Genomic DNA, 23,166 nt, shown 5'->3' on the forward strand with positions numbered 1-23,166 from the left:
GACAGTGCTACGAAGGGGTTGAAGAACTTCATGGTTGACACCGCCCGGACATCCGTCGCCGGCCTCGAGGTCGCAACGGTCCTCTACGACTTCATCAACGACGAGGCGCTTCCGGGTACCGGTGTAGACCAGAACGCCTTCTGGGAGGGCGCCGCGGCGCTGATCGCCGACCTGGTCCCGAAGAACCGGGCACTGCTCGCCACGCGCGATGAGATCCAGGCCAAGATCGACGACTTCCACGCCGCCGCGCCCGGACCGGTCGACTTCCCCGCGTACAAGAAGTTCCTCACGGACATCGGCTACCTCGTGCCGGTGCCCGAGGATCGCGAGATCACCACGTCGAACGTGGACACCGAGATCACCTCGACGGCCGGCCCCCAGCTGGTGGTCCCGATCCTCAACGCCCGCTTCGCGATCAACGCCGCGAACGCCCGCTGGGGTTCGCTGTACGACGCCCTCTACGGCACCGACGCCATCTCCGAGGCCGACGGCGCCGAGAAGGGCTCGAGCTACAACAAGGTCCGCGGCGACAAGGTGATCGCCTTCGCCAAGGACTTCCTCGACAAGGCCGTGCCGCTCGAGTCGGGCTCGCACGCCGACGTCATCGAGTACCGCATCAACGGCTCGGAGCTGCTGGCGACCGTCACGGGGGCGTCCGGCTCCAGCGAGGACGCGTCGGTCTGCCTGGCCGATCCGTCCGCGTTCGTCGGCTACACCGGCGACAAGGGCGCACCGTCGGGCATCCTGCTGCGCCACAACGGCCTTCACCTGGAGATCCAGATCGATCCCGCGTCGCCGATCGGCTCGACCGACCGTGCGGGCGTCAAGGACGTGCTGGTCGAGTCCGCGGTCACCACGATCATGGACTTCGAAGACTCCGTGGCGGCCGTCGACGCCGACGACAAGGTCGTCGGCTACCGCAACTGGCTGGGCCTGAACAAGGGCGACCTCGCCGAAGAGGTCAGCAAGGGCGGCAAGACCTTCACCCGCACCCTGAACCCGGACCGCGTCTACACCGCCGTCGACGGCTCGGAGCTGGTGCTGCACGGACGTTCGCTGCTGTTCGTGCGCAACGTCGGCCACCTGATGACCACCGACGCGATCCTGTGGAACGGCGAGGAGATCGGCGAGGGCATCCTCGACGGCATCGTCACCTCGCTCATCGCGATCCACGGCCTGTCGGGTGAGATCCGCAACTCGCGCACCGGGTCGGTGTACATCGTGAAGCCGAAGATGCACGGCCCCGACGAGGTCGCCTTCGCCGCGGAGATCTTCGCCCGCGTCGAGCAGATCCTGGGCCTGCCGGCGCTCACCCTCAAGGTGGGCATCATGGACGAGGAGCGCCGCACCTCGGTGAACCTCAAGGCCGCCATCGCCGCCGCGAACGACCGCGTGGTGTTCATCAACACCGGCTTCCTCGACCGCACGGGTGACGAGATCCACACCTCGATGGTCGCGGGCCCCATCGTCCGTAAGGGACAGCTCAAGGGTCAGACCTGGTACCCCGCGTACGAGGACAGCAACGTCGACATCGGCCTGCACGCGGGCCTGCAGCACAAGGCGCAGGTCGGCAAGGGCATGTGGGCGATGCCCGACCTGATGGCCGCGATGCTCGAGCAGAAGATCGCGCAGCCGAAGGCCGGCGCGACCACGGCGTGGGTGCCCTCGCCCACCGCCGCGACGCTGCACGCCCTGCACTACCACCTGGTGGACGTCTTCGAGGTGCAGAACGAGATCGCCAAGCGCACCCCCGCGTCGGTCGACGACATCCTCACCATCCCGCTCGCCCCGAGCGCGGACTGGTCGGAGGAGGAGAAGCGCGAGGAACTGGACGAGAGCGCGCAGTCGATTCTCGGTTACGTGGTCCGCTGGATCGACGCGGGCGTCGGCTGCTCGAAGGTGCCGGACATCCACGACGTGGCCCTCATGGAGGACCGCGCCACGCTGCGCATCTCTTCGCAGCTGCTCGCGAACTGGCTGCGCCACGGCGTCGTGACCGAGGACGAGGTCATCGACGCGCTCAAGCGCATGGCCCCGGTCGTCGATCAGCAGAACGCCGGTGACCCCGGCTACCGCCCGCTGGCGCCGGACTTCGACACGAACATCGCGTTCCAGGCCGCGAAGGACCTGATCCTGCTCGGCGGCACGCAGCCGAACGGCTACACCGAGCCGATCCTGCACGCGCGCCGCCGCGAGTACAAGGCCGCGAACAGCTGAGCGGTTCCGACCCCGTGTCGAACGCCGGGCCGGTCGTGATCGAAGCCGATCGCGACCGGCCCGGCGCGTTCACGGTCCTCCTCGACGGCACGCCGCAGAGTTACGTGGACACGGGCGATCCGACGAATCTCGTCTTCGAGTACGTGCGCCGGATCGGGCACGTGATCGACCTGGCCCGGCCGGAGGGGGCGCCGGTCACGGCGGTGCACCTGGGCGGCGGCGGCTTCACTCTGCCCCGCTACATCGCGCACACCCGCCCCGGCTCACGGCAGCAGGTGCTCGAGGTCGACCGGGCCCTCATCGATGCGGTCCGTGCGGCTGCGCCGCTGCCGAAGCGGGAGCAGATCAAGATCCGCTGCGCCGACGCCGCGCAGGCCGCCTCCGTGCTGCCGCCGGGGATGCACGGCACCGTCGACGTGCTCGTCATCGACGTCTTCGCCGGGGCGCGCACCCCGGCCGCGCTGACGACCAGCGAGTTCTTCGCCTCCCTGGTGCCGCTGCTCGCGCCCGGCGCCGTGGTCGCGCTCAACATCGCCGACGGTGCACCGCTGGCCTTCGCCCGGTCGGTGACGGCCACGGTGGCGGAGGTCTTCGGCGAGGTGGCCGTCGCGGCGGAGCCCGCGGTGCTCAAGGGCCGGCGGTTCGGCAACCTGGTGGTGGTGGCCGGCACGGTGCCGGAGCTGCTCGCCCGCAGGCTCGCGGGCGATCCGTTCCCGGGCTCGGCGCTCATGGGCGGCGAGGTCACCCGGTTCGTGGGTGGCGCGAAGCCTTTCACCAGCGCGAACGCACAGGTGTCTCCTATGCCCCCGCGCGGCGTCTTCGGGTAGGTTGCTCTCGATGGGATCACATCGTTCTGGAACCGGTTCCCGCGGCGTCGCGCGCTGGCTGATCGCCGCGGTCGTCGCAGTCGTCGTGGTGGCCGCGGTCGCCGGCGCGATGGTCTGGCTGTCGGGCCGCTCCGAGCAGGAGGGTCGCGACGCGGCCTCCTCGTGCGTGCGCGGTGACCTCGCGGTGCAGGTGGCCGCGGCCCCGGCCCTGGTCGGCCCGCTGCGCCGGGTCGCGGAGAGCTTCAACGCGAGCGGCACCGTCTCCGCCGACTACTGCCCGAAGATCGAGGTGGCGGGGATCGACTCCCCCGTCGCCCTCGACGCCCTGGCCGGCACGTGGGACCCGAAGCTCGGCCCGGCGCCGTCGCTGTGGATCCCGGAGAGCACGGTGTGGACGGCGCGCCTCGCGGTGGCGAAGCCCGCCGAGCTGTCCGGTCAGCCCACGTCGATCGCCTCGTCGCCGGTGGTGCTGGCGGTGCGCGGCTCGGCGCGGAAGGCCTTCGACGGGGTGCGCTGGCTCGATCTGTCCGCCCGGCAGGACCAGCTGCGGATCGCGCTGCCGACCGGCGCCGAGGCCGACGGCACGTATCTCGCGGCGCAGTCCGTCGCGGCAGCGGTCGGCCGCACCGCCGGGGCCGCGCTGTCCGACGACGCCGCGAAGAGCCCCGTGGTCACGGGCTCGCTCGCACGGTGGGCGAAGGACGCCCCGAAGTCGACCACCGCGGGCGCCGCGCTCGACGCGTTGACCAAGCCGGGCGATGCCGTGCGTGCCGTGCCCGTCACCGAGCAGCAGCTCGCCGCGTTCGCGCGGGGACGGGGCCCGGCCGCGCCGGTCGCGGTGTATCCGTCGGGCCCGACCGCATCGGCGACCTATCCGGCGGCCGTCCTCGATCGCGAGGACACCACCGACGCCCACGACCGCGCCGCCGCCGACTTCGTCGCTTTCGTCACGCAGCAGGGCAACGGGAAGCCGCTCGCCGAGGCGGGCTTCCGGGTCGTCGGCGAGCCCGCGCCGGCGAAGACCGAGTCCGTCGAGTACGGCACCGTCGAGCCCCTGGCTCCCGCGTCCAACGCCGCGGTCATCTCCCTCGCGGACACCATCAACCGCCGGTAGACAGGGGCCGCGCCGCCGGGCGCTCCGCGGAATGTCGCATTCCTACTCCGCCGTCTGGAATCGGAGCGATCGAGACCTCCGCACCGACAGTGATCTCGGATACCGTGAACGGGGAACACAGGCGCGGGGCGTCGAGGTGAAGCACGCAGCCACGGCGGTCCGCGGAAGAGTCCATCGGAAGGGTGCATCATGGCGCTGCTCGACAAGATCAAGGAACTGCTCGGCAAGAATCCGGACCAGGTCAACAAGGTGATCGACAAGGCGGGCGATGCGGCGAAGGGCAAGTTCGCCGGACACGAGGACAAGATCGACCAGGCGGTGCACAAGGTGAAGGACGTCGCGGGCGGGGGCCGAACCGCGGGCGACACTCCGCCCGCCGGCGGCGAGCCGAATCCCGGCACACCGCCCCCGAACCCCCAGGGCTGATCCCCCGGAAGACGACGCACCCACTCCGTTCCCCCGGGGTGGGTGCGGTCGTTCCGGGCAGGATCACCCGTACCGGTCGTTCAGACGGGTCGCCAGGTCGGAGCGGATGCGGGCGAGCTGCTCGGACACGTCGAAGCCGAAGGTGCCGTGGACGTCGAGGAACTCCCCGTATGCGCCGGGCACCTGCGCTCTGTATCCCTTGTCCCACAGCGGTTCCCCCTGGCCCATGACGTCGTCATCGACAACGGCCCTGTACGCCGCCATCTCGACGATGGCGACGGACTCCTCCGCCTCGTCCGCGTCGTACCCGATCTCTACGGCCGCACGGTCGACGATCGGATCGAGGTCCGAGCGCCATGCGTCGTTCGGCGCCATCGCCAGCTCCGTCCACGCCTCCCCTGATCCCGGCAGGTCGGCGAAGAACGCCGCCGCCGCGCGCGGCACGTCGTCCGATCGGATCAGCTCGTGCCGATACGCGGCGATGAGATGTCGAGCGCACACCGTCGGATCACCGAACCGCCGGTGCACGGCGTCATCGAGAGGCGCCTCGTACCGCGCGTTGTACGCATCCGCGATCCGGGCCCGGAGCTCCTCCGCCCGCTGCCAACGGTCGTACCGACGCCGATCCGCCTCGCCGGCCACCTCGGCGACCGGCTCCAGGGGTGGCACGAGAAGCTCCGCCGTCGCCCGCCGGACCGCGGGGTCCGAGCCGCTCATGGCCGTGTAGACCAGCCGTTCGACCGCGTCGGCCCACTCCTGTTCCGGGGTGACGATGTAGTCGATCGCCCGCGCCGCGCGATCGACCGCGCCGTCGAGTCCGTCGCCCACGTGCTCACCGAGGTCGTTCCACGCGGGAGCACCGGGGAAGGGCAGGAGCGGTGCGAGCTCGGCGGCCAGGCCCGGCACGAACCGTCCGGGGATCAGGCCACGACGGTACGCCGCGACCACGTATCGAGCTCGGGCCTCGGGAGACGACAAGCGGCGCTGCACCGCGTGGGAGAACACCGCCGGCACCACGAACCGATCCGGCCGCCCCTCGCGGACGGACGACATCCCCAACGGCGTCGACCCCGACGGGGCGGACCCGTGCCCGCGGATGCGCGCGATCAGTGTGTCGGCACTGATCATGACGGCGATGCCGGCACCGAGTCCCAGGTTGTCGACGAACTCCGAAGGATCGTCGACCAGACCTCGCACCACACCACTGAACACGATGACGGCGACCACACCCACGATGAACCCGATGACCTTGTCGCCCCGGGTCGGGGTGGCGGCTTCGATGCCCGGCACCGCGGGCAGCACGCACGCCACGATCAGCGATACCGCGATCACGGCGACGACCCCGCCGGCCAGGCCCCACAGGAAGTCGATCATGCCGACACCGGCGGGCACGGCCGTGCGGCGAGCGGGCTCGGGGGCTGCCGGTGGATCATGGCGCCAGTTTATCTAATCAAATACACGGCGCGCGAAATTCAATTCCGAACCCGCCGGCCGAAGCAGCACGTCCGGGGCGCGCCGCCTACTCCGCGAACGCCTCGATCGGCGGGCAGGAGCAGACCAGGTTGCGGTCGCCGTAGACGCCGTCGATCCGGCGGACGGACGGCCACACCTTGGCGCGCGCGCCACCGGACGGCAGCCCCTGCGGGTACACGGCCGTCTCGCGCGAGTACGGGTGGTCCCACTCGGCCACCAGGCACTCCGCGGTGTGCGGGGCGCCGCGCAGCGGGTTGTCCTCGACCGGCCACTCCCCCGACGCCACGCGGGCGATCTCGGCGCGGATGGCGATCATCGCGTCGCAGAACTCGTCGATCTCGCCCATCGACTCGCTCTCCGTGGGCTCGACCATGAGCGTGCCCGCGACGGGGAAGCTCATGGTCGGCGCGTGGAATCCGTAGTCCGCGAGACGCTTCGCCACGTCGTCGATGGAGACACCGGTCTCCTTGGTGATGCCGCGGACGTCGAGGATGCACTCGTGCGCGACGCGACCGTTCTCGCCCGTGTAGAGCACCGGGAACGAGTCGTTCAGTCGTGCCGCGATGTAGTTGGCGGACGCGATCGCCGTCAGGGTCGCCTTCCGCAGGCCGGAGGCGCCCATCATCCGGATGTAGGCCCAGGTGATCGGCAGGATCGAGGCGCTGCCGAAGGGTGCCGCGGAGATCGTCGGGCCGGTGCCCAGCGACGGCTCCAGCGGGTGCCCCGGAAGGAACGGCGCGAGGTGACTGCGGACGCCGATCGGGCCCACGCCGGGGCCGCCACCGCCGTGCGGGATGCAGAAGGTCTTGTGCAGGTTCAGGTGCGAGACGTCGCCGCCGAACTTGCCCGGCCGGGCCAGCCCGACCAGCGCGTTCATGTTGGCACCGTCGACGTAGACCTGCCCACCGGCCTCGTGCACGGCCCCGCAGATCTCGCGCACCTCGTGCTCGTACACGCCGTGCGTGGACGGGTAGGTGATCATGATCGCGGCCAGCTCGTCGGCGTGCTTGGCGATCTTCTCCTTGAGGTCCGCGGTGTCGACGTCGCCCGACTCGCGGGAGGCGACGACCACCACGCGCAGGCCCGCCATCACGGCCGACGCGGCGTTCGTGCCGTGCGCCGACGACGGGATCAGGCAGACGGTGCGGTGCGCGTCGCCGCGCGAGAGGTGGTAGTTGCGGATCGCCAGCAGGCCCGCGTACTCGCCCTGCGAGCCGGCGTTCGGCTGCAGCGAGACGTTGTCGTAGCCCGTGATCGCCACGAGCCACTCCTCGAGCTGCGCGATGAGCGCGCGGATGCCCTCGCTGTCCGCCGCGGGCGCGAACGGGTGGAGCCGCGAGAACTCGGGCCAGGTGATGGACTCCATCTCGGCCGTCGCGTTGAGCTTCATGGTGCACGAGCCCAGCGGGATCATCGAGCGGTCGAGCGCGATGTCCTTGTCGGAGAGCTTGCGCAGGTAACGCAGCATCGCCGTCTCGGTGCGGTAGCTGTGGAAGGCGGGGTGCGTGAGGAACTCGGAGGTCCGGTTCTCGATGTCCGACGGTGCCGCCTCCACCGGCTGCGCGCCGAAGGCCTCGGCGACCGCGGCCACGTCGGCCTCCGTGGAGGTCTCGTCGAAGGCGACGGAGACATGGTCCTCGTCGACACGCCAGAGGTTGTAGCCGGCGGCCTTGGCGGCGGCGAGCACGTCGTCCGCGCGGCCGGGCACGTTCACGAGGACGGTATCGAAGAAGGTGTCGTGGACGACCGCGTCACCCAGCGCAGCGGCCAGCGACGAGGCACGGGCGTGCACCCGCACCGCGATGGCCTTGAGCCCGTCCGGGCCGTGGTAGCTGGCGTACATCGCGGCGAGGACGGCGAGCAGCACCTGCGCGGTGCAGATGTTGCTCGTGGCCTTCTCGCGGCGGATGTGCTGCTCACGGGTCTGCAGGGCGAGACGGTAGGCGAGGTTGCCGTCGGCGTCGACGGAGACGCCGACCAGTCGGCCGGGGATCTGGCGGGCGTGCTTGGCGTGGACGGCGAGGTAGCCGGCGTGCGGGCCGCCGAAGCCGAGCGGCACGCCGAAGCGCTGGGTGGTGCCGAAGCAGGCGTCGGCGCCCTGCTCGCCGGGTGGCGTCAGCAGGGTCATGGCCAGCAGGTCGGCGCCGACGGCGACCAGTGCGCCGCGCTCGTGCGCGGCGTCGATGACGGACTTGACGTCGGCGATGCGGCCCGAGGCACCCGGGGTCTGCAGGATCACGCCGAAGAATTCGCCGTCGGGCAGGCCCGCCGTCAGGTCCGCCGACACGACCTCGATGCCCAGTGGCTCCGCGCGGGTCTCGATCACGGCGAGGGTCTGCGGGAAGACATCGAGGTCGACGATGAGCCGCGGGCTCGTGGACTTGCCGGCGCGGCGCAGCAGCGTCATGGCCTCGGCGGCGGCGGTCGCCTCGTCGAGCATGGAGCTGTTGGCGATCTCCATGCCGGTGAGATCGGAGACCATGGTCTGGAAGTTGAGCAGCGCCTCGAGGCGGCCCTGGCTGATCTCGGGCTGGTACGGCGTGTAGGCCGTGTACCAGGCGGGGTTCTCGATGATGTTGCGCAGCAGCACCGGCGGCGTCAGCGTGTCGTAGTAACCGAGGCCGATCATCGTGCGGTCCACCGTGTTGCGGTCCGCGAGGGCGCGCAGCTCCGCCAGGGTCTCGTGCTCGTCGATCGGCGCGGGCAGGGCGCCGAGGCCGTTGTCCGCCTCCGGATCGAGGATGGCCGACGGAACGGCGGCGCGGGCCAGGTCGTCGAGGCTGTCGACGCCGATGACGCGCAGGATCTGCTCGAGCTCGCTCGCGTCGGGACCGATGTGGCGCGCGGGGAAGTTGCTCGCGGGAGTGCTGTCGGACACTGGGGACCTCCGGGCCGGGTGCCCTCTCCCTCAGTCGCCGGCGGCTCCAGAGGCGCCCAACCCACGTGGTCCTGGTGCCTGAGAGATTGACGGAGAGGTGTTGCTCCTTCGGCGCCCGTGGGCCCGTGCTCGACGGTGCCCGCCGGACTCTCCCACGCGGTGTTGCGACGCACGGAGATTCTAACGCATTTCAGTAGGACGCCCGTACGGTGAGGTCAGCCCGGGAGTCGGGACTCCACGACCGCCACTGCGGCATCCAATCCGCCCAGCCCGGCGAGCTCGGCCGACAGTGCCTGCGCCCGGCCGGTCAGCGCGAGCGCCGCGTCGCACGCCTCCCCCAGCGCCGCCCCGGACATCTCCTCCGGCGCCGGCACCGCGATCCCCGCCGCTGCGAGCATGGTCGCGTTCTCGAACTGGTCCGCGGCCTGCGGCGAGGTCACGACCGGCGTGCCGGTCAGCATCGCCTCGCTGCTGCCGCCCATGCCCGCGTGGGTGAGGAAGACGTCGGTCTCCTGGAGCACCGCGACCTGATCGATCCACGGGTGCACCTCGACGTTGGGCGGCACCGAGCCGTCGGACGCGGTTACCGTCGACGGGTCGGTCCGCCCGCCGACCTGCAGGATCACTCGCCAGTCGGGGCGCGCCGCGGCGAGGTCGCAGGCCGCGCGATAGGTCTGCGGCTGGTCCGTGAAGGCGGAGCCGAAGGAGACCAGGAGCGTGGTCCGGTCGTCCCGCTCCCCCGACGGTGCCGGTTCCGGCAGCCGTCGCGCCGGGCCGGTGAAGGTGTACACCGCGCGGTCGACCTTCTCGCTGTTCGGCTGCATCGACGGCGCGATCAGGACGAGTGAGCGCTCGGGCTCGCCCAGCAGGTCCAGGCACGGTTCGTCGACGCCGTAGGACGCCACGAGCCGGTCCTGGCGCGCGAGCATGTCCACCCCGCGCGGATCGGTGCGCAGCATCGTGTAGAAGTCGGCCATGTCGTCGGCGTAGCCGTCCCAGGCCACGTACGTCGGCGAGACCTGCAGCGTGGGGATGTCCCAGGTCCGGGCCAGCACCAGGCTCATCGCACCGGCGATGTCGTAGAGGATGAGATCGGGGCGATCGTGCTCGTACCGGGTGAACCACTGCGGCAGCTGGTTCTCGTACTCGTCGGCGAAGAGCGTCAACTGATCGATCACGTCGCCCGCGTACGCCTCCGCATCGTCGGTCCCGGCGGCGTCACCGATCTTCGGGAGGACGGAGTCGTAGGGCACGAACTCGGCGCCGGTGGGGGCGATCGTCGCCGCCATCGACGGGTCGTTGGCGTAGGTGACGCGGTGCCCGCGGCGCACGAGCTCGGCGATCAGGTCCAGCGACGGGAGCACGTGCCCGGGGGCGGGGATCGAGAACATCGCGATGTGTGCCACGGGAGTCGACCCTAGGCGGCGGCCGCCGCGAGGGCGAGGGGTTTTCGAGTCCGACTATCCGGTGGCGCGGGCGCGGTTGCGGCGGCGCGAGGCGAGCTCGTCCTCGGGAGCGGAGTCGGCGGCCACGCCGTCGGCGCGCTCCCCCGGGAAGTCGGCGATGGTGCCCGTCAGCTCGCGCATGGCGCCGGAGACGGCGATACCGAAGACGCCCTGGCCGTGCTGGAGGAGGTCGACGACCTCCTCGGCGCTCGTGCACTCGTACACGGTCGTCCCGTCGGAGAAGAGGGTGATCCGGGCCAGATCCTCGACGCCGCGCTGGCGGAGGTGATCGACGGCGACACGGATGTTCTGCAGGGAGATGCCGGTGTCGAGCAGGCGCTTGACGATCTTCAAGACGAGCACGTCCTTGAAGGAGTACAGGCGCTGCGTGCCCGAGCCGCCCGCGCTGCGGATCGACGGGACGACGAGCGAGGTGCGCGCCCAGTAGTCGAGCTGCCGGTAGGTGATGCCGGCGATCTGGCAGGCGCTGGGCCCGCGGTAGCCGAGCAGCTCGTCCGGGATGGTGTCGTTCGGGAACAGTCCCGGAGCGATGTCGTCGAGCGAGCCCTGGGTGCCCGCGGTGGTCTCCGCCTGCGGCGTGTTCTGCCCGCTGCCGTCCTGATCGCTCACTGCCGTCTCCCTCATGAGGTCCGTGCGCACTCCTGAGAGTACGCCTCCCGCGCGGAGGCCGTCGGTGTAATTCCCTCGGTGCCATTCGCGGTGTTCGGCGTGAACGCTAGGGCGCGGAGAGCGGCGAATCAACGCGACACACCGACACCCTCAAGTTGAAGTTGAGGTCGAGATCGAATCGTGATCTCGCAGCAGCGCCGGATCCAGGCCGGATTCAGGAGTCGCCAGGCGCTTTGAAGTCGTCCGCGGAGATCGAATCGAGGAACTCCTTGAACGCCTCGACCTCCTCATCGGCGGGTGGCTCCTCGGCGGAATCGCTTGCCTCGGAATCGATCTCCTCATCCGGTAGCAGCAGCCCCGCCTCGGCGAGCACCTCTTCGTCCGCGAAGATCGGGACCTCGAGCCGCACCGCCATCGCGACGGAGTCCGACGGGCGAGCCGAGACGGTCTGGTCACCGTCGAGCACGAGGTCCGCGAAGTACGTGCCCTCCTGCAGCCCCGTGATCCGCACCTCGGTGAGGGAACGCCCCAGGGTCTCGAGCAGGTCGACGATGAGATCGTGCGTGAGCGGGCGCCGCGGCTCGACGCCCTGCAGCTTGATCGCGATCGCGGTGGCCTCGCCCTGGCCGATCCAGATGGGCAGGTACCGGGGGCCCGAGACCTCCCGCAGGAGCAGCACGGGATCGTTCTGCGGCGGGTCCATCCGGATGCCCGCGACGGTCATCTCGATCATGGTTCCAGCTTACCGGCGCAGCAGTGGGATCGAGCGCGGACGCCCGGTTGCCCGGGCGCGAAGCGCGCCGAGTCCCGTGGCGGCGTCAGCGCACCGCGTCCTTGACGGCGGCCTTGACCAGCTGGGTGTGGAAGGTCACCGACAGGGCGGCGAGCTCGCGCACCAGTTCGGCGGCGCGTTCCGCGGCGCCCGCGTCCCCGCCGCGGGCGACGGGGTTGGCGATCTGCGCGATGAGGCCGGCCTCGCGGTCGGCCGAGGTCTTGAAGGCGCGCAGGTGCCGCGCCTCCAGCCCGTATTCGGCGAGGGCCTTGGCCGCCTGCACCAGCGCGACCGCGTCCTCGTCGAAGAATCCCGCCTTACCGGAGGTGAGGAGCGCCGAGCGCTCCAGCTCCCGCAGGAAGGCCTCGTCGGCTCCGGACCGCGCGAGCAGATCGGCGCGGCTGATCCGGGTCTGCCGGCGCGCCGAGAAGTCCGTGGCGGGCGCCGTCTTCGACGACACCGAGGCGAGCGCGCGGGGGGCCCGCGGCGCGGGACCCTCGACGGCTTCCCCCCGGTCGTGCGCGTCCAACTGCTCCTTGATGATCTTCAGCGGCAAGTAGTAGTCGCGCTGCGCGGTGAGCACGTACTTGAGCCGTTCGCAATCCTTCGGCGAGAACCGCCGGTACCCCGACGGGGACCGGTCGGGAGTGACCAGCCCCTCCGACTCGAGGAATCGGATCTTGGAGATGGTCACGTCCGGGAACTCGTCACGAAGGCGCTCGAGGACGGCCCCGATCGACATCGCGCTCGGGGCCGCCGATTCCTGGCGTGGGGCCGTCACTGGGGTCAGCCGGCCGCCGGGACGAAGAAGACCAGGCGGAACTTGCCGATCTGGACCTCGTCGCCGTGCGCGAGCGGCGAGGCGTCCACCGGCTCGCGATTGACGTACGTGCCGTTCAGGCTGCCCACGTCCACGACGGTGAAGCCGCCCTCGACCGAGCGGAACTCGGCGTGCCGACGCGACACGGTCACGTCGTCGAGGAAGATGTCGCTGTCGGGGTGGCGACCGGCGGACGTGGTCTCCTGGTCCAGCAGGAAGCGGGAACCCGCGTTCGGGCCGCGCTTCACCACGAGCAGGGCCGCGCCGGCCGGGAGGTTCTCGAGGCCCTGGACGGGCGCATCGTTCTCGGCGCCACCGGAGGCGTCCATCTCGCGGATGATGTCGGCGCGGAAAACCGAAGTGGTCTCAACGGGGGCCGATTCGTTGCCCTTGTCGTTCTCGCTCACATCGCTCCTTCGTCAGTGATTACTGCACAGGTCTGTAGTTCACGACACCTGATGGACGTACGGTCCACGGTACCGCGCCCGGCGCCGGGAAGGCGGCCGGATTCGTCGGCTCTAAAGCCGTTCTAAGGAAAGGCGTTCACGCCTCGGCGGTGAGCGCCTTGTACGCGTCGGCGTCGAGCAGCTCGCCCAGCGCGGTCTCCAGGTCCTCGGGAGACGCGGCCTCGATCTCCACGATCCACCCCTCGCCGTAGGGATCCGAGTTGATCAGATCGGGGCTGGAGTCGAGCTCGCCGTTGATCGCGACGACGGTGCCGGCCAGCGGCGCGTAGATGTCGGAGACGCTCTTGGTGGACTCCACCTCGGCGAACGAGTCACCCGAGGCGACCTCGGCGTCGTCCTCGGGCAGCTGCACGAAGACCACGTCACCCAGCTGATCCTGGGCGAAATCGGTGATCCCGATCCGCACCACCGTCTCGCTCTTCTTCAGCAGCCACTCGTGGTCGGGCGTGTACAGCAGTTCACCGGGGAAGCTGGCACTCAACGGGGACGTCCTTTCGCGAGGGCTGAGCGGGGCGCGCAGCGGATTACAACTTAGTGGGCGGCACGATGATTGAGCAACACACCCCCCGCTTACCGCACCCGGGGCAGGTCACGCACCACCAGCACCGTCTGCCACCAGTAGAGCAGCAGGGTCCACCAGTACATGCCCAGGCCCCAGATGAGGAACGCCCAGCCCAGCGGGTGCATCACGGCGCCGAGCCCGTTGTCGAAGGTGCCCGCGAGCAGCATCGGGAGGGCGTACATCAGGGCGAAGGTCGCGGCCTTGCCGAGGTAGAGGGTGGGCAGCGCGGTGATGCCACGGCTGCGCAGGAAGGGCACCGTCCCGGCGAGCACCACCTCGCGGCCGATGAGCAGGCCGATCACCCACCACGGCAGGATCCCACGGAGGCCCAGAGCGATCGGGACCGCGATCATGTACAGCCGGTCCGCCGCGGGATCGAGCAACTCCCCCAGCCGGGTCTGCTGATTCAGCAGCCGGGCGAGCTTGCCGTCCAGCCAGTCCGTGAAGCCCGACACCATGAGCACCGCCAGGGCCCACCCGTCGCTGTGCTCCACCAACAGCAGCCACAGGAACAACGGCACGCCGAGCAGGCGCAGCACGCTGAGCGCGTTGGGCACGTTCAGCGGGCTCGCCTCCCTCCCCGGGGCCGACGGTGCGTCGCCGGCCTCGGGTGCGGACCGTCCGGACTCGCTCACGAGCGGCTCAGATCATCCCGAACATGTTCGCCATGCCCTTCGTGGCGAACGGGTTGTCGTGGACCATGTACGTCCAGGTCAGGGTATTGCGGCCGAGGTCGGCGTCGTCCAGATCGATGCCGTCGCCGGTGATCTCCGCCTCCTGCAGCGTCTGCCGGGCGCGGCGCACGGCCTCATCGGGGAGCTTGCGGAACTCCTCGATCACCAGGCGGTGGAACTCGTCGAGCGGCGACTGCCGGCCCAGCGCCCGCAGGTGGATCGTGGTCTGCACCTCGGAGACGAACGCCAGGTGCTCGGCCCAGGTGCGGTCGAGGTGGTACAGGAAGGCCTCGCGGGCCGCCTGCTCGAGCACGTCGTCGTCGATGCCCGCCTCGCGCAGCTCCGCGAGCCGCTCCGGCTCCAGGTCGGCGAAGTCCGTCAGCGGCCGGTCGGAGGTCAGCAGGGTGTGCCTGCGCGCCATCACCAGGTCGCGTTGCTGGTTGACCAACTGGTTGTAGCGCCACGTGTTGGCGTGCGTCTCGAGCATCCCGCCCTCGGCGACGCGCTGCGCCGAGTCGAGCATGTCCGCGGCCTTGCCGCGCGGGAACTCCCCCGTCTCGGGGTCCGCGCCGCCGGGCGGGCGCTTGAGCGGGAGGTGCCGCTCGACGATCGGGTCCTCGACGGAGGCGAAGATGACGGAGGTGCCCGGGTCGCCCTGGCGGCCGGCGCGACCGCGCAGCTGCTGGTCGAGCCGTTCCGTGTCGTGCAGACCGGTGCCGACGACGGCGAGGCCGCCGAGCGCCGCCACCTCGTCGTGCTCGGGGCTCTCGTCGCCGGCGTCGTGGCCGCCGAGCTTGATGTCGGTGCCTCGGCCGGCCATCTGGGTGGAGACGGTCACCGCCCCCTTGGTGCCCGCGTCGGCGATGATCCGCGCCTCGTCGGCGTCGTTCTTGGCGTTGAGCACCGTCGCAATCACACCCGAGATCTTGAGCATGTGCGCGAGTTCCTCGGACTCCGCCACGTCGTGGGTGCCGATGAGCACCGGCTGGCCCGTCTCGTGCACCTCGCGCACGTAGTCGACGATGCCCGCGACCTTGTTGCCCTTGTTGTCGTAGACGCGCATGGGCTGGTCGACACGGATGTTCGGTGTGTTCGGCGGGATCTGGGAGACGCCGAGGTCGTAGAACTGGCGCAGCTGCTCGCCGGCCGCGATCGCGGTGCCGGTCATGCCGCACACCAGGGCGTACCGCTGCAACAGCGCCTGCACCGTGATGGTGTCGATCACCTCGCCGGAGTCGGTCTGCGAGAGCCCCTCCTTGGCCTCGACCGCCGCCTGCAGGCCGTCGGGCCAGCGCTGCAGCTCGGCGACGCGGCCGCGGGAGGAGTTGATGAGCTTCACCTGGCCGTCGCGCACGATGTAGTGCACGTCGCGCTCCACGAGCGCGTAGGCGTGCAGGGCGATGTTGACCTGCGGGAGCGTCGAGGCGACGTGCGCATCGGAGTACAGGTCGATACCGCCCAGCTCCTCCTCGACCAGCTTCGCGCCGTCGTCGGTGAGGAAGGCGGACTTGCCGTCCGCGTCGATCTCGTAATGCTTGCCCTCGCGCAGGCGGGCCACGACCTCCATGATCGCCGTCTGCGGCACGTCGCCCTTCACGGAGCCGGCCAGCACGAGCGGGATGAGCGCCTCATCGACCAGCACGGAGTCGGCCTCGTCGACGATCGCCACGTCGGGCTTCGGCGAGAGCAGATCCTCCGCGCGGGTGGCGAGCTGGTCGCGGAGCACGTCGAAGCCGATCTCGTTGACCGAGCCGTAGACGACGTCCTTCGCGTAGGCCTCGCGCCGCTCCTCGCGGGTGGACGACTCCGCGACGTATCCGACGGTCACGTCGAGCAGGTCGAAGAAGGGCTTCATCCACTCCGCGTCGCGCCGGGCGAGGTAGTCGTTCGGCGAGATTACATGCACGCTGCGCCCGGCCAGTGCCATGCCCGCGGCGGCGACGGCGCCGGCGAGGGTCTTGCCCTCGCCGGTCGCCATCTCGACCACGTCTCCCTCGAGCAGCCGGTCGGCACCCTGCAACTGGACGTCGAAGGGCCGCAGGCCGAGGGCGCGGTCGGCTCCCTCGCGGGCGATCGCGATGAACTTCGCGCGATCGTCCGACTTGGCGGCGTAGACGTCCAGCGCCAGCGCGGCATCGGGGAACTCTTCGTCGGAGAGTCCCTGCGCCCACTCGTCGAATGCGGCGGACTGCTCGATCAGCGCGACGGACCGGGACTGGTTCCGTGTGCTCTGCGCGCCGAGCACCTTCCACATCTTGTTGCTGAACCTGCCCACGTGACCTCCGCACTCGACACTCGACCGCTTGCGCAGTCGAGACTACCGGTGCCGCGCCCGGCGGTTCAGAGCGCCGCGAAGTAGGCCGTCGAGAAGCCCACCGAGCCGAGCGCGATGCGGTACATGTCGCGGTTGACGTTCTGGATGGTGTCGCGCGGGCTGTGGTAGTTCGGGTCGAAGATGTCGCCGACGGTGCCGCCCCACTGCCGCTGCTGCTCCGCGGTCTTCGTGCCGTCCGCGCCGGTGTCCATGCCGCCCGAGGCGATGCCGACCTCCTTGAAGGGGCCGTAGTCCGAGCGGCCGTCGAAGGCGGAGGCCTCGACGGGCACGCCCCGCCAGGCGAAGTAGTTGCGGAAGACCTGCTCGATCACACCGGAGCCGGCCGGACCCGCACCGCCCTCCAGCTTGGAGGAACCGTCCCCGTCGAAGGTGAAGTAGCCGCCGTTGGGCGATCCGAGCATGTCGAAGTTGAGGTAGCGCTTGATCTTCGAGGCCTGGTCCTCGCTCAGCTCGGAGACGTAGTGCTCCGAACCGACGAGGCCCTCCTCCTCGGCGCCCCACAGCGCGAACCGGACCTTGTTCTTGACATCCGCGTTCGCGCCGAGCTTGGCGGCGGTCTCGAGGACGGCGGCCGATCCGGTGCCGTTGTCGTTGATCCCGGGGCCCTCGGTGACGCCGTCGAGGTGCGCCCCGACCATCTGCACGGTGGCGTCGTCGCCCTTCGTGGTCTCCGCGAGGATGTTCCAGGTCTTCGCCTTCTCGGTCTTCGCATCGACGGTGAGCGTGAGGTCCTGGCCGTCGGCGATCGGCGCGTCCTGCGCGACGCCCACGACCGCGATGGACGCGCCGTCGTCGAGCCCGAGGGTGCCGCCCTTCCAGTCACCCGCCGCGTTGTTGGTGATGACGAGCGCCTTCACCCCCTTCGCGGCGGCGGCCTTGTACTTCTCGCCGAAGGTGCACTTGCCGCGCTGCACGACGGCGATGGTGCCGGCGGTGACCTTCTCCAGGTCGCCGGCCGTGCAGCCCTGCGTCCCCGTCACGACGGCCTTCGCGGTGACGGTGCCCTCGGTCGCTCCCGAGAAGGACAGCGCCGCGGCCTTCACCGGCGCACCGCCCGCCTGCACGTCGACCTTCGAGGCCGACCAGACGGCCGTCGAGAACTCCTGGCGGACCGGGTTGTAGCCGGCGTCGCGCAGCACCTTCTCGGCGTACTCGACGCTCTGCTGGTAGCCCGGCGATCCCAGTGCGCGGTTGCCGCCGTTGCGGTTCGCGATGTCCTGGAAGGCCTCCAGGTGCTTGACCGCACCGTCGAGGGTGACGGCGTCGGCGAGCGCGCGGGCCTTCTCGGTGGCGCCGGCGTCGTCGGCACCGCCCTCGGGCGCCGGGCGGTCGACACTGCTCGGCGCGGACTTCGAGGACGACCCGGCGGCCGTGCTCGACGGCGCCGCGTCATCACCCGACGTCCCGCAGCCCGCGGCGACGAGGCTCACGGCCGCCAGCGCGCTGACGACCCGGACAGTGGTGGAATTCCTTCGCGTGTGCAACATGCTCCCCATTAGATACACATGGGGGGACGATTGCGGGGTGAACACGCACACTTACTCGGTCGAAGTCGAATGGTCCTCGCCCGACGGGACGGCGGATTACCGCTCCTACCCGCGCGAACACCGGCTCAGCTCCGCGGCGGCGACGACGATCACCGCCTCCGCCGATCCCCATTTCCGCGGCGACCCGTCGCTGTGGAATCCCGAACAGCTGCTCGTCGCTGCGGCGGCGAACTGCCACATGCTCTCGTACCTCGCGCTGTGCGCGTTGCGCGGCGTAACGGTGGTCGACTACGTGGACGCCGCGACCGGCACGATGGTCGAGACGCCCGGCGCGGGTGGGCGGTTCACCGAGATCGCACTCGCGCCCCGGGTCACCGTCGCGCCGGGCGCCGACCCGGACCTCGCGCTCGCCCTGCACCGCGAGGCCGGCGAGCAGTGCTACATCGCGGCGTCGCTGAACTGCCCCGTGCGCCACGCTCCGGCGATCATCGCCGGGTAGTGCCCGCCCCCTGCCTCAGGTCGCGTCGAGGTGTTCGAGCAGCAGACCGGTGATCGCCTCGGGCGCCTGTTCGGGAGCCCAGTGCGAGACGTCCTCGAGCATCTCGAACCGGTAGGGCCCGGTGCAGTACGCGGCGGTCCCCAGGGCGGCGACGTCGCCGAAGGCCACGTCGTCGGTGGGCCAGACGTACAGGACCGGCGCGTCGACGGTGCCGAGCGCCGCCGGCGGTCGTCCGCTGCGGTACCAGTTCAGGGCGGCCGTCAGCGCCCCCGGTTCCTGGAGTCGCTGGACGTAGTCGTCGACCGAGTCGCGCGGGACGTCCCGTCCGAAGATCTGGCGCAGGGCGCGGGCGTCGTCGGCGAGCATCGCCTTCTCCGTTGCGGGCGTCGCGCGCCACTCGGTCATGTAGCGGGACCGGTTCGCCTGGTCCTCATCGGTCTTCAACGCGATCGCGAGTGCCGCAGGATGCGGCGTGGAGACGACGGCGAGCGACCGCAGCCGGTCGGGGTGATCGGTGGCGACCCACCAGGCGACGGCGCCGCCCCAGTCGTGGCCGACGAGGTCGAACCTCGCCCACCCCAGGGCGTCGGCGGTCGCGACCACGTCGCCGACCAGCGACGTGATGCCGTACTCGACCGGGCGCTCCGGCCGCACGCCCGGCGAGTAGCCGCGCTGATCCACCGCGACGGCGCGGAAACCGCGGTCCCCCAAGGCCGCCACCTGGTACCGCCAGGCGATCGCGGCCTCGGGGAAGCCGTGCAGGAGCAGCACGGGTCGCCCGTCCTCGGGGCCGGCGGCGATGGCGTCGAAGGAACCCGCGGCGGTGGGGATGCTGAGATGCTCGGTCACGGATCTCACGCTAGGCCACGCGCACGTCGGTGGCGCGTGCGACAGTGGCGCCATGACCGAACTCAGCCCCCTGTCCGCCGCGCAGCGGCACCGCGCCGTGGCCGCCGGTTTCGGCGACGTCGCCGGCTCGATCACCGACTGGGACGCGCAGACGCCCGTCCCGGAATGGAAGGCCCGCGAGGTGGTCGGCCATCTCGTCGCATGGCTCCCCGGCTTCCTCGCCATGAACGACGTGGAACTGCCCGGCGCGCCGTCGGACGCGGCCGAGCCCGCGGCGGCGTTCGGCCAGCTGACCGAGGCGGTGCAGGCCCTGCTCGACGCGCCGGACGCCTCGCGCGTGCTCACCACGCAGATGTTCGGGGAGAAGCCGCTGGACGCCCTGATCGACCAGTTCTACACTGCGGACGTCTTCATGCACACGTGGGACCTGGCCCGCTCCAACGGCATCACGCCCGACCTCGACCCCGGCTTCGCGAAGGCCCTCCACGGCGGCCTCGAGGCGATGGGGCCGATGCTGCAGGAGTCGGGGCAGTTCGGCGCGCCGATCCCTGTGCCCGACGGCACCGACGAGGTGACGTCGCTGATGGCGTACATCGGGCGGGACCCGGCGTTCGGGAGGTGACCACGGGCCTGCGCGCCGTGCTGACGGAACCGGACCGCCCCACCGCCGCGGCTCGACGGGCACACGCCGCCGGAGGGGGAAGCCCTTGGCGGGTGTGCGGCGGACCGTCGACCCGCTGCTCGGGGCTCCGGGACGAGCGCGAGCCCCCCTCGTGGACTGTGCCGTTCGGGGACGGCGTGGGCCACGAACCGGTGGGACCGCTATCGCGGCGTGAGCACCACCACGGGGATGTCGCGGTCCGTGCGCTTCTGGTAGCCCTCGTAGCCGCTGTAGGCCTTCGTGATCTGCGGCCAGAGCCGCGCCTTCTCGTCGGGCGTGGCGGCCTTCGCCGTCCACGGGCTGGTGACGTCGTCGACGGTCACCTCGACGTCGGGGTTCGCCGCGAGGTTCTTGTACCAGTCCGGGTTGTCGGAGTGCCCTCCCTTGGACGCGACCACCACGACCCGGTCCGGCTCGTAGATCGGCGCGGTCAGCATCGTCGACCGCCGCTGCCCGGACGTGCGCCCGATCGTGTGGAGCTCGAGGGTCTGCATGCCCAGCACGCGCTTGGGGAACCGCCCACCGGTGATGGCGAGCAGGGCCCGGTGCCCGTTCTCGAGACCCCACGCGCCGAGCTCGGTGACCTTGTCGGAAAGACTCATGCGCCCATCATGCCCGGCACCGGCCCGCCCGCCCAGCGGCAGGCCTCGTACCGTCGGGGGTCCACGGCCTAGGACGGACGGCGGTGCGCCGCCCCGCCCGTGAGCCCCGCGGTGACGTGCGGATGCAGCGCGATCGAGTGGTCGTAGAACTCGTCGGTCATCGGCAGGTACGGGATGGGCGCTTCGGTGCGGATCGCGCCCAATCGGTCGGCGAGCACGTGGCCGAGCCGGTCGGCCTCCTTCTCGTCGATGCCGTGCACGTCCGTGATGAGGTGCGGTGCGAGGGCCTCCATGCCCGTGTACCAGAAGGTTCCGTGCAGGAGCGGCCAGAACAGGTCCTCCACGTCGCCGCTGATCCCGCGCGGGGCGATCGATCCGGCCCGATCGCCCGCCGTGACCACGGCGAGCGCGCGGCGGCCGACGAGGCCGCCGTCGCCGTACTTCCGGTTGCGGCCGGTCGCGGGGTCCGGCACGTCGTAGGCGAAGCCGCGCTCGAAGACCCGGTCGATCCATCCCTTGAGCATCGCCGGCGGCCCGTACCACCAGAGCGGGAACTGCAGGACCACGAGATCCGCAGCCAGTAGTCGGCGCTGCTCGGCGCGAACGTCCGCCCCGCCCTCGTCGACGAGGACGGGGTCGAAGCGCTCCGCGTACAGGTCCGCGACGTCGACGCCCCATCCGTCCTCACGCAGCCGCGCCACGCCGATGTCGCGCAGTCTCGCGGTGAGCGAATCCGACCGCGGGTGCGCGGAGACCCACAGTGCGTGCGCGCTCTCTCGTTCGTGACCCATGCCAGAGCCAACAGCGTCCGGCCTCCGCGGATTCCGCGGTAGCGGGAAAGCGCCGGCCCGGAGAACCAGAAAGTCCCGAGACACTGTGTGTCTCGGGACTTCTGGTCGGGCTGACAGGATTTGAACCTGCGACCACCTGACCCCCAGTCAGGTGCGCTACCAAGCTGCGCCACAGCCCGTGGCCCACTCTCGCGGTGCTGTAGGAGATTACCCCATGTCGCGCGTGGAGGAGAAATCGCCTGGACGTGGGCTCAGTGCCGCATGGTGGGGATGCCGCCCGAGTGCCCGGGCCCCTCACCCGCTCCGTAGCGGCGATGGGCGGCGTCGGGTCCGTGCCCGTCCAGTGGCCGGCCGGTGAGACGTCGAGGAGGACGGACGGCTCGTCGGCCGGCCGCACGACCACGTCAACGCCGGGGCCGCGCGGCACATCGGCCGAAGGCAGTTCGGCGACAGTGATTCGGCCCGCGAATCCGGTCGGCTCGTCCACGCGCCCGGTGAAGCATCGATCGCAGTCGCAACGCGGGTGGAATCGGACGTTCCGCCCTACTCTGGACGCATGCGCACCACGGTCCGGCAGCGAGTCGTCGCGATCGCGCTGCTCGCGGCGCTGACGGCCGTGGGGTGCGGCGGGGCACCGTCGGACACCGGCGAACCGAGCCCGAGCGCCGCTCCGTCGCCGGAGGACACGATCGCGACCGGCCTCGACGCGCCCTGGTCGATCGCCTTCGCCGCGGGCTCCACCCTGGTCAGCGAGCGGGATCGCGGCCGGATCGTGGAGATCGTCGACGGCAGGCCCCGCGAGGTCGGCCGGATCGAGGGCGTCGCCGCGCGCGGCGAGGGCGGCCTGCTCGGGATCGCGGTCCGCGACCGTGAGCTGTTCGCCTACTTCACCACCGCGACCGACAACCGGATCGTCCGCATGCCGCTGCAGGGTGCGCCGGGGTCGTGGTCGCTCGGCACCGCCCGCACGATCCTCTCCGGCCTGCCCGCCGCGTCGATCCACAACGGCGGCCGCATCGCCTTCGGGCCCGACGGCATGCTCTTCGCGACCGTCGGTGACGCGGGCCGCCCCGAGGATGCGCAGGACCCGCGCGCGTTCGGCGGCAAGATCCTGCGGATGACGCCCGACGGCGCGCGCCCCGCCGACAACCCGGTCCCCGACTCGCTCGTCTACAGCCTCGGTCACCGGAACGCGCAGGGCCTCGCCTGGGGCCCCGACGGGGCGCTGTACGCCAGCGAGTTCGGCCAGAACACGTGGGACGAGCTCAACCTCATCCGCGCCGGCGCCAACTACGGATGGCCCGTGGTCGAGGGCATCGGCCGGCGGGAGGGCTTCGTGGACCCGCTGCAGCAGTGGGCGACGTCGGCCGCGAGCCCGAGCGGTATCGCCGTCGTCGGGGCGGACCTACTCATCGCGAACCTCCGGGGAGAGCGGCTGCGGACCGTCTCACTCGCCGCGGCGGACACGGCGACGGAGCGCTACCGGGGGACCTTCGGACGGTTGCGCGACGTGGTGCGCGCGCCCGACGGCTCGGCCTGGGTCCTCACCAACAACACCGACGGCCGCGGCGACCCGACGCCCGGCGATGACCGGATCGTCCGCGTGGGTGGCCGTTAGCCCTGCTAGCCGCGGTGCA

21 protein-coding genes, 1 tRNA gene and 1 riboswitch are annotated in these 23,166 nt (G+C 70.9%); of the genes, 7 read left to right on the plus strand and 15 right to left on the minus strand.

Annotation, left to right across the window (positions count from 1 at the left end):
• The first annotated feature begins 30 nt into the window (after window positions 1-30).
• From FK530_RS20085 to FK530_RS20100, 4 genes are all read left to right on the plus strand, one after another.
• Entirely contained in the window at window positions 31-2,217 is a 2,187-nt protein-coding gene (locus FK530_RS20085) for a malate synthase G (protein ID WP_146488754.1), read from the plus strand.
• 35 nt (window positions 2,218-2,252) lie between these two features.
• Entirely contained in the window at window positions 2,253-3,044 is a 792-nt protein-coding gene (locus FK530_RS20090) for a spermidine synthase (protein WP_231706726.1), read from the plus strand.
• A gap of 10 nt (window positions 3,045-3,054) precedes the next feature.
• Window positions 3,055-4,158, plus strand: coding sequence for a type 2 periplasmic-binding domain-containing protein (locus FK530_RS20095; RefSeq protein WP_146488756.1), 1,104 nt, complete (start codon window positions 3,055-3,057; stop codon window positions 4,156-4,158).
• A 189-nt stretch (window positions 4,159-4,347) separates the two neighbouring features.
• Entirely contained in the window at window positions 4,348-4,584 is a 237-nt protein-coding gene (locus FK530_RS20100) for an antitoxin (protein WP_146488757.1), read from the plus strand.
• Window positions 4,585-4,647: 63 nt separating this feature from the next.
• Here the strand turns inward: FK530_RS20100 and FK530_RS20105 are convergent, their stop codons facing one another.
• The 11 genes from FK530_RS20105 to FK530_RS20155 form a co-directional block, all read right to left on the minus strand.
• Window positions 4,648-5,958, minus strand: coding sequence for a hypothetical protein (locus tag FK530_RS20105; RefSeq protein ID WP_146488758.1), 1,311 nt, complete (start codon window positions 5,956-5,958; stop codon window positions 4,648-4,650).
• Between the two features lie 145 nt (window positions 5,959-6,103).
• A complete protein-coding gene (gcvP, locus tag FK530_RS20110) occupies window positions 6,104-8,935 on the minus strand; it encodes an aminomethyl-transferring glycine dehydrogenase (protein WP_146488759.1) in 2,832 nt (943 codons plus the stop codon).
• Between the two features lie 56 nt (window positions 8,936-8,991).
• A riboswitch (glycine riboswitch) is annotated at window positions 8,992-9,100 on the minus strand.
• A gap of 50 nt (window positions 9,101-9,150) precedes the next feature.
• Window positions 9,151-10,341, minus strand: coding sequence for a macrolide family glycosyltransferase (locus FK530_RS20115; protein ID WP_231706727.1), 1,191 nt, complete (start codon window positions 10,339-10,341; stop codon window positions 9,151-9,153).
• A gap of 54 nt (window positions 10,342-10,395) precedes the next feature.
• Window positions 10,396-11,025 (minus strand): MerR family transcriptional regulator, encoded by a 630-nt coding sequence (locus FK530_RS20120; protein ID WP_410468425.1) that lies wholly within the window; start codon window positions 11,023-11,025, stop codon window positions 10,396-10,398.
• 199 nt (window positions 11,026-11,224) lie between these two features.
• On the minus strand, window positions 11,225-11,743 hold the full coding sequence (locus FK530_RS20125) for a bifunctional nuclease family protein (protein WP_146488761.1): 519 nt from the start codon (window positions 11,741-11,743) through the stop codon (window positions 11,225-11,227).
• An 85-nt stretch (window positions 11,744-11,828) separates the two neighbouring features.
• The gene (ftsR, locus tag FK530_RS20130; protein WP_438947255.1) at window positions 11,829-12,563 is read right to left on the minus strand and encodes a transcriptional regulator FtsR; all 735 of its coding nucleotides are present in this window, start codon (window positions 12,561-12,563) and stop codon (window positions 11,829-11,831) included.
• Between the two features lie 5 nt (window positions 12,564-12,568).
• Complete coding sequence (gene odhI / locus FK530_RS20135; protein WP_146488762.1) at window positions 12,569-13,009, minus strand: oxoglutarate dehydrogenase inhibitor Odhl; 441 nt, start codon at window positions 13,007-13,009, stop codon at window positions 12,569-12,571.
• A gap of 136 nt (window positions 13,010-13,145) precedes the next feature.
• A complete protein-coding gene (gene gcvH, locus FK530_RS20140; protein ID WP_146488763.1) occupies window positions 13,146-13,550 on the minus strand; it encodes a glycine cleavage system protein GcvH in 405 nt (134 codons plus the stop codon).
• Between the two features lie 89 nt (window positions 13,551-13,639).
• Complete coding sequence (locus FK530_RS20145; RefSeq protein ID WP_146488793.1) at window positions 13,640-14,194, minus strand: CDP-alcohol phosphatidyltransferase family protein; 555 nt, start codon at window positions 14,192-14,194, stop codon at window positions 13,640-13,642.
• Window positions 14,195-14,273: 79 nt separating this feature from the next.
• Window positions 14,274-16,580: an accessory Sec system translocase SecA2 gene (secA2, locus tag FK530_RS20150; RefSeq protein ID WP_146488764.1), complete on the minus strand. Its 2,307-nt coding sequence runs from the start codon at window positions 16,578-16,580 to the stop codon at window positions 14,274-14,276.
• Window positions 16,581-16,645: 65 nt separating this feature from the next.
• Window positions 16,646-18,127 carry a M28 family peptidase gene (locus FK530_RS20155; RefSeq protein WP_158645157.1) on the minus strand — a complete coding sequence of 494 codons (1,482 nt, stop codon included), beginning with the start codon at window positions 18,125-18,127 and terminating at the stop codon, window positions 16,646-16,648.
• 37 nt (window positions 18,128-18,164) lie between these two features.
• Between FK530_RS20155 and FK530_RS20160 the strand changes: the two genes are divergently transcribed.
• A complete protein-coding gene (locus tag FK530_RS20160; RefSeq protein WP_231706728.1) occupies window positions 18,165-18,626 on the plus strand; it encodes an OsmC family protein in 462 nt (153 codons plus the stop codon).
• A gap of 15 nt (window positions 18,627-18,641) precedes the next feature.
• Here the strand turns inward: FK530_RS20160 and FK530_RS20165 are convergent, their stop codons facing one another.
• The gene (locus FK530_RS20165) at window positions 18,642-19,475 is read right to left on the minus strand and encodes an alpha/beta fold hydrolase (RefSeq protein WP_146488767.1); all 834 of its coding nucleotides are present in this window, start codon (window positions 19,473-19,475) and stop codon (window positions 18,642-18,644) included.
• Between the two features lie 52 nt (window positions 19,476-19,527).
• Between FK530_RS20165 and FK530_RS20170 the strand changes: the two genes are divergently transcribed.
• Window positions 19,528-20,097 carry a maleylpyruvate isomerase N-terminal domain-containing protein gene (locus tag FK530_RS20170; protein ID WP_146488768.1) on the plus strand — a complete coding sequence of 190 codons (570 nt, stop codon included), beginning with the start codon at window positions 19,528-19,530 and terminating at the stop codon, window positions 20,095-20,097.
• A gap of 200 nt (window positions 20,098-20,297) precedes the next feature.
• Here FK530_RS20170 and FK530_RS20175 read toward each other — a convergent pair whose 3' ends face one another.
• The 3 genes from FK530_RS20175 to FK530_RS20185 all read right to left on the minus strand — a co-directional run bounded on the left by FK530_RS20175 (window position 20,298) and on the right by FK530_RS20185 (window position 21,708).
• Entirely contained in the window at window positions 20,298-20,738 is a 441-nt protein-coding gene (locus tag FK530_RS20175; protein ID WP_146488769.1) for a nitroreductase/quinone reductase family protein, read from the minus strand.
• A gap of 68 nt (window positions 20,739-20,806) precedes the next feature.
• On the minus strand, window positions 20,807-21,529 hold the full coding sequence (locus tag FK530_RS20180; protein WP_146488770.1) for an NAD(P)H-dependent oxidoreductase: 723 nt from the start codon (window positions 21,527-21,529) through the stop codon (window positions 20,807-20,809).
• 102 nt (window positions 21,530-21,631) lie between these two features.
• Window positions 21,632-21,708: transfer RNA gene (locus tag FK530_RS20185), tRNA-Pro, on the minus strand.
• Between the two features lie 377 nt (window positions 21,709-22,085).
• Between FK530_RS20185 and FK530_RS20190 the strand changes: the two genes are divergently transcribed.
• On the plus strand, window positions 22,086-23,147 hold the full coding sequence (locus FK530_RS20190; RefSeq protein ID WP_146488771.1) for a PQQ-dependent sugar dehydrogenase: 1,062 nt from the start codon (window positions 22,086-22,088) through the stop codon (window positions 23,145-23,147).
• Window positions 23,148-23,166: the final 19 nt, after the last annotated feature.

This window comes from Tsukamurella conjunctivitidis (assembly GCF_007858475.1).
Classification (GTDB): domain Bacteria; phylum Actinomycetota; class Actinomycetes; order Mycobacteriales; family Mycobacteriaceae; genus Tsukamurella; species Tsukamurella conjunctivitidis.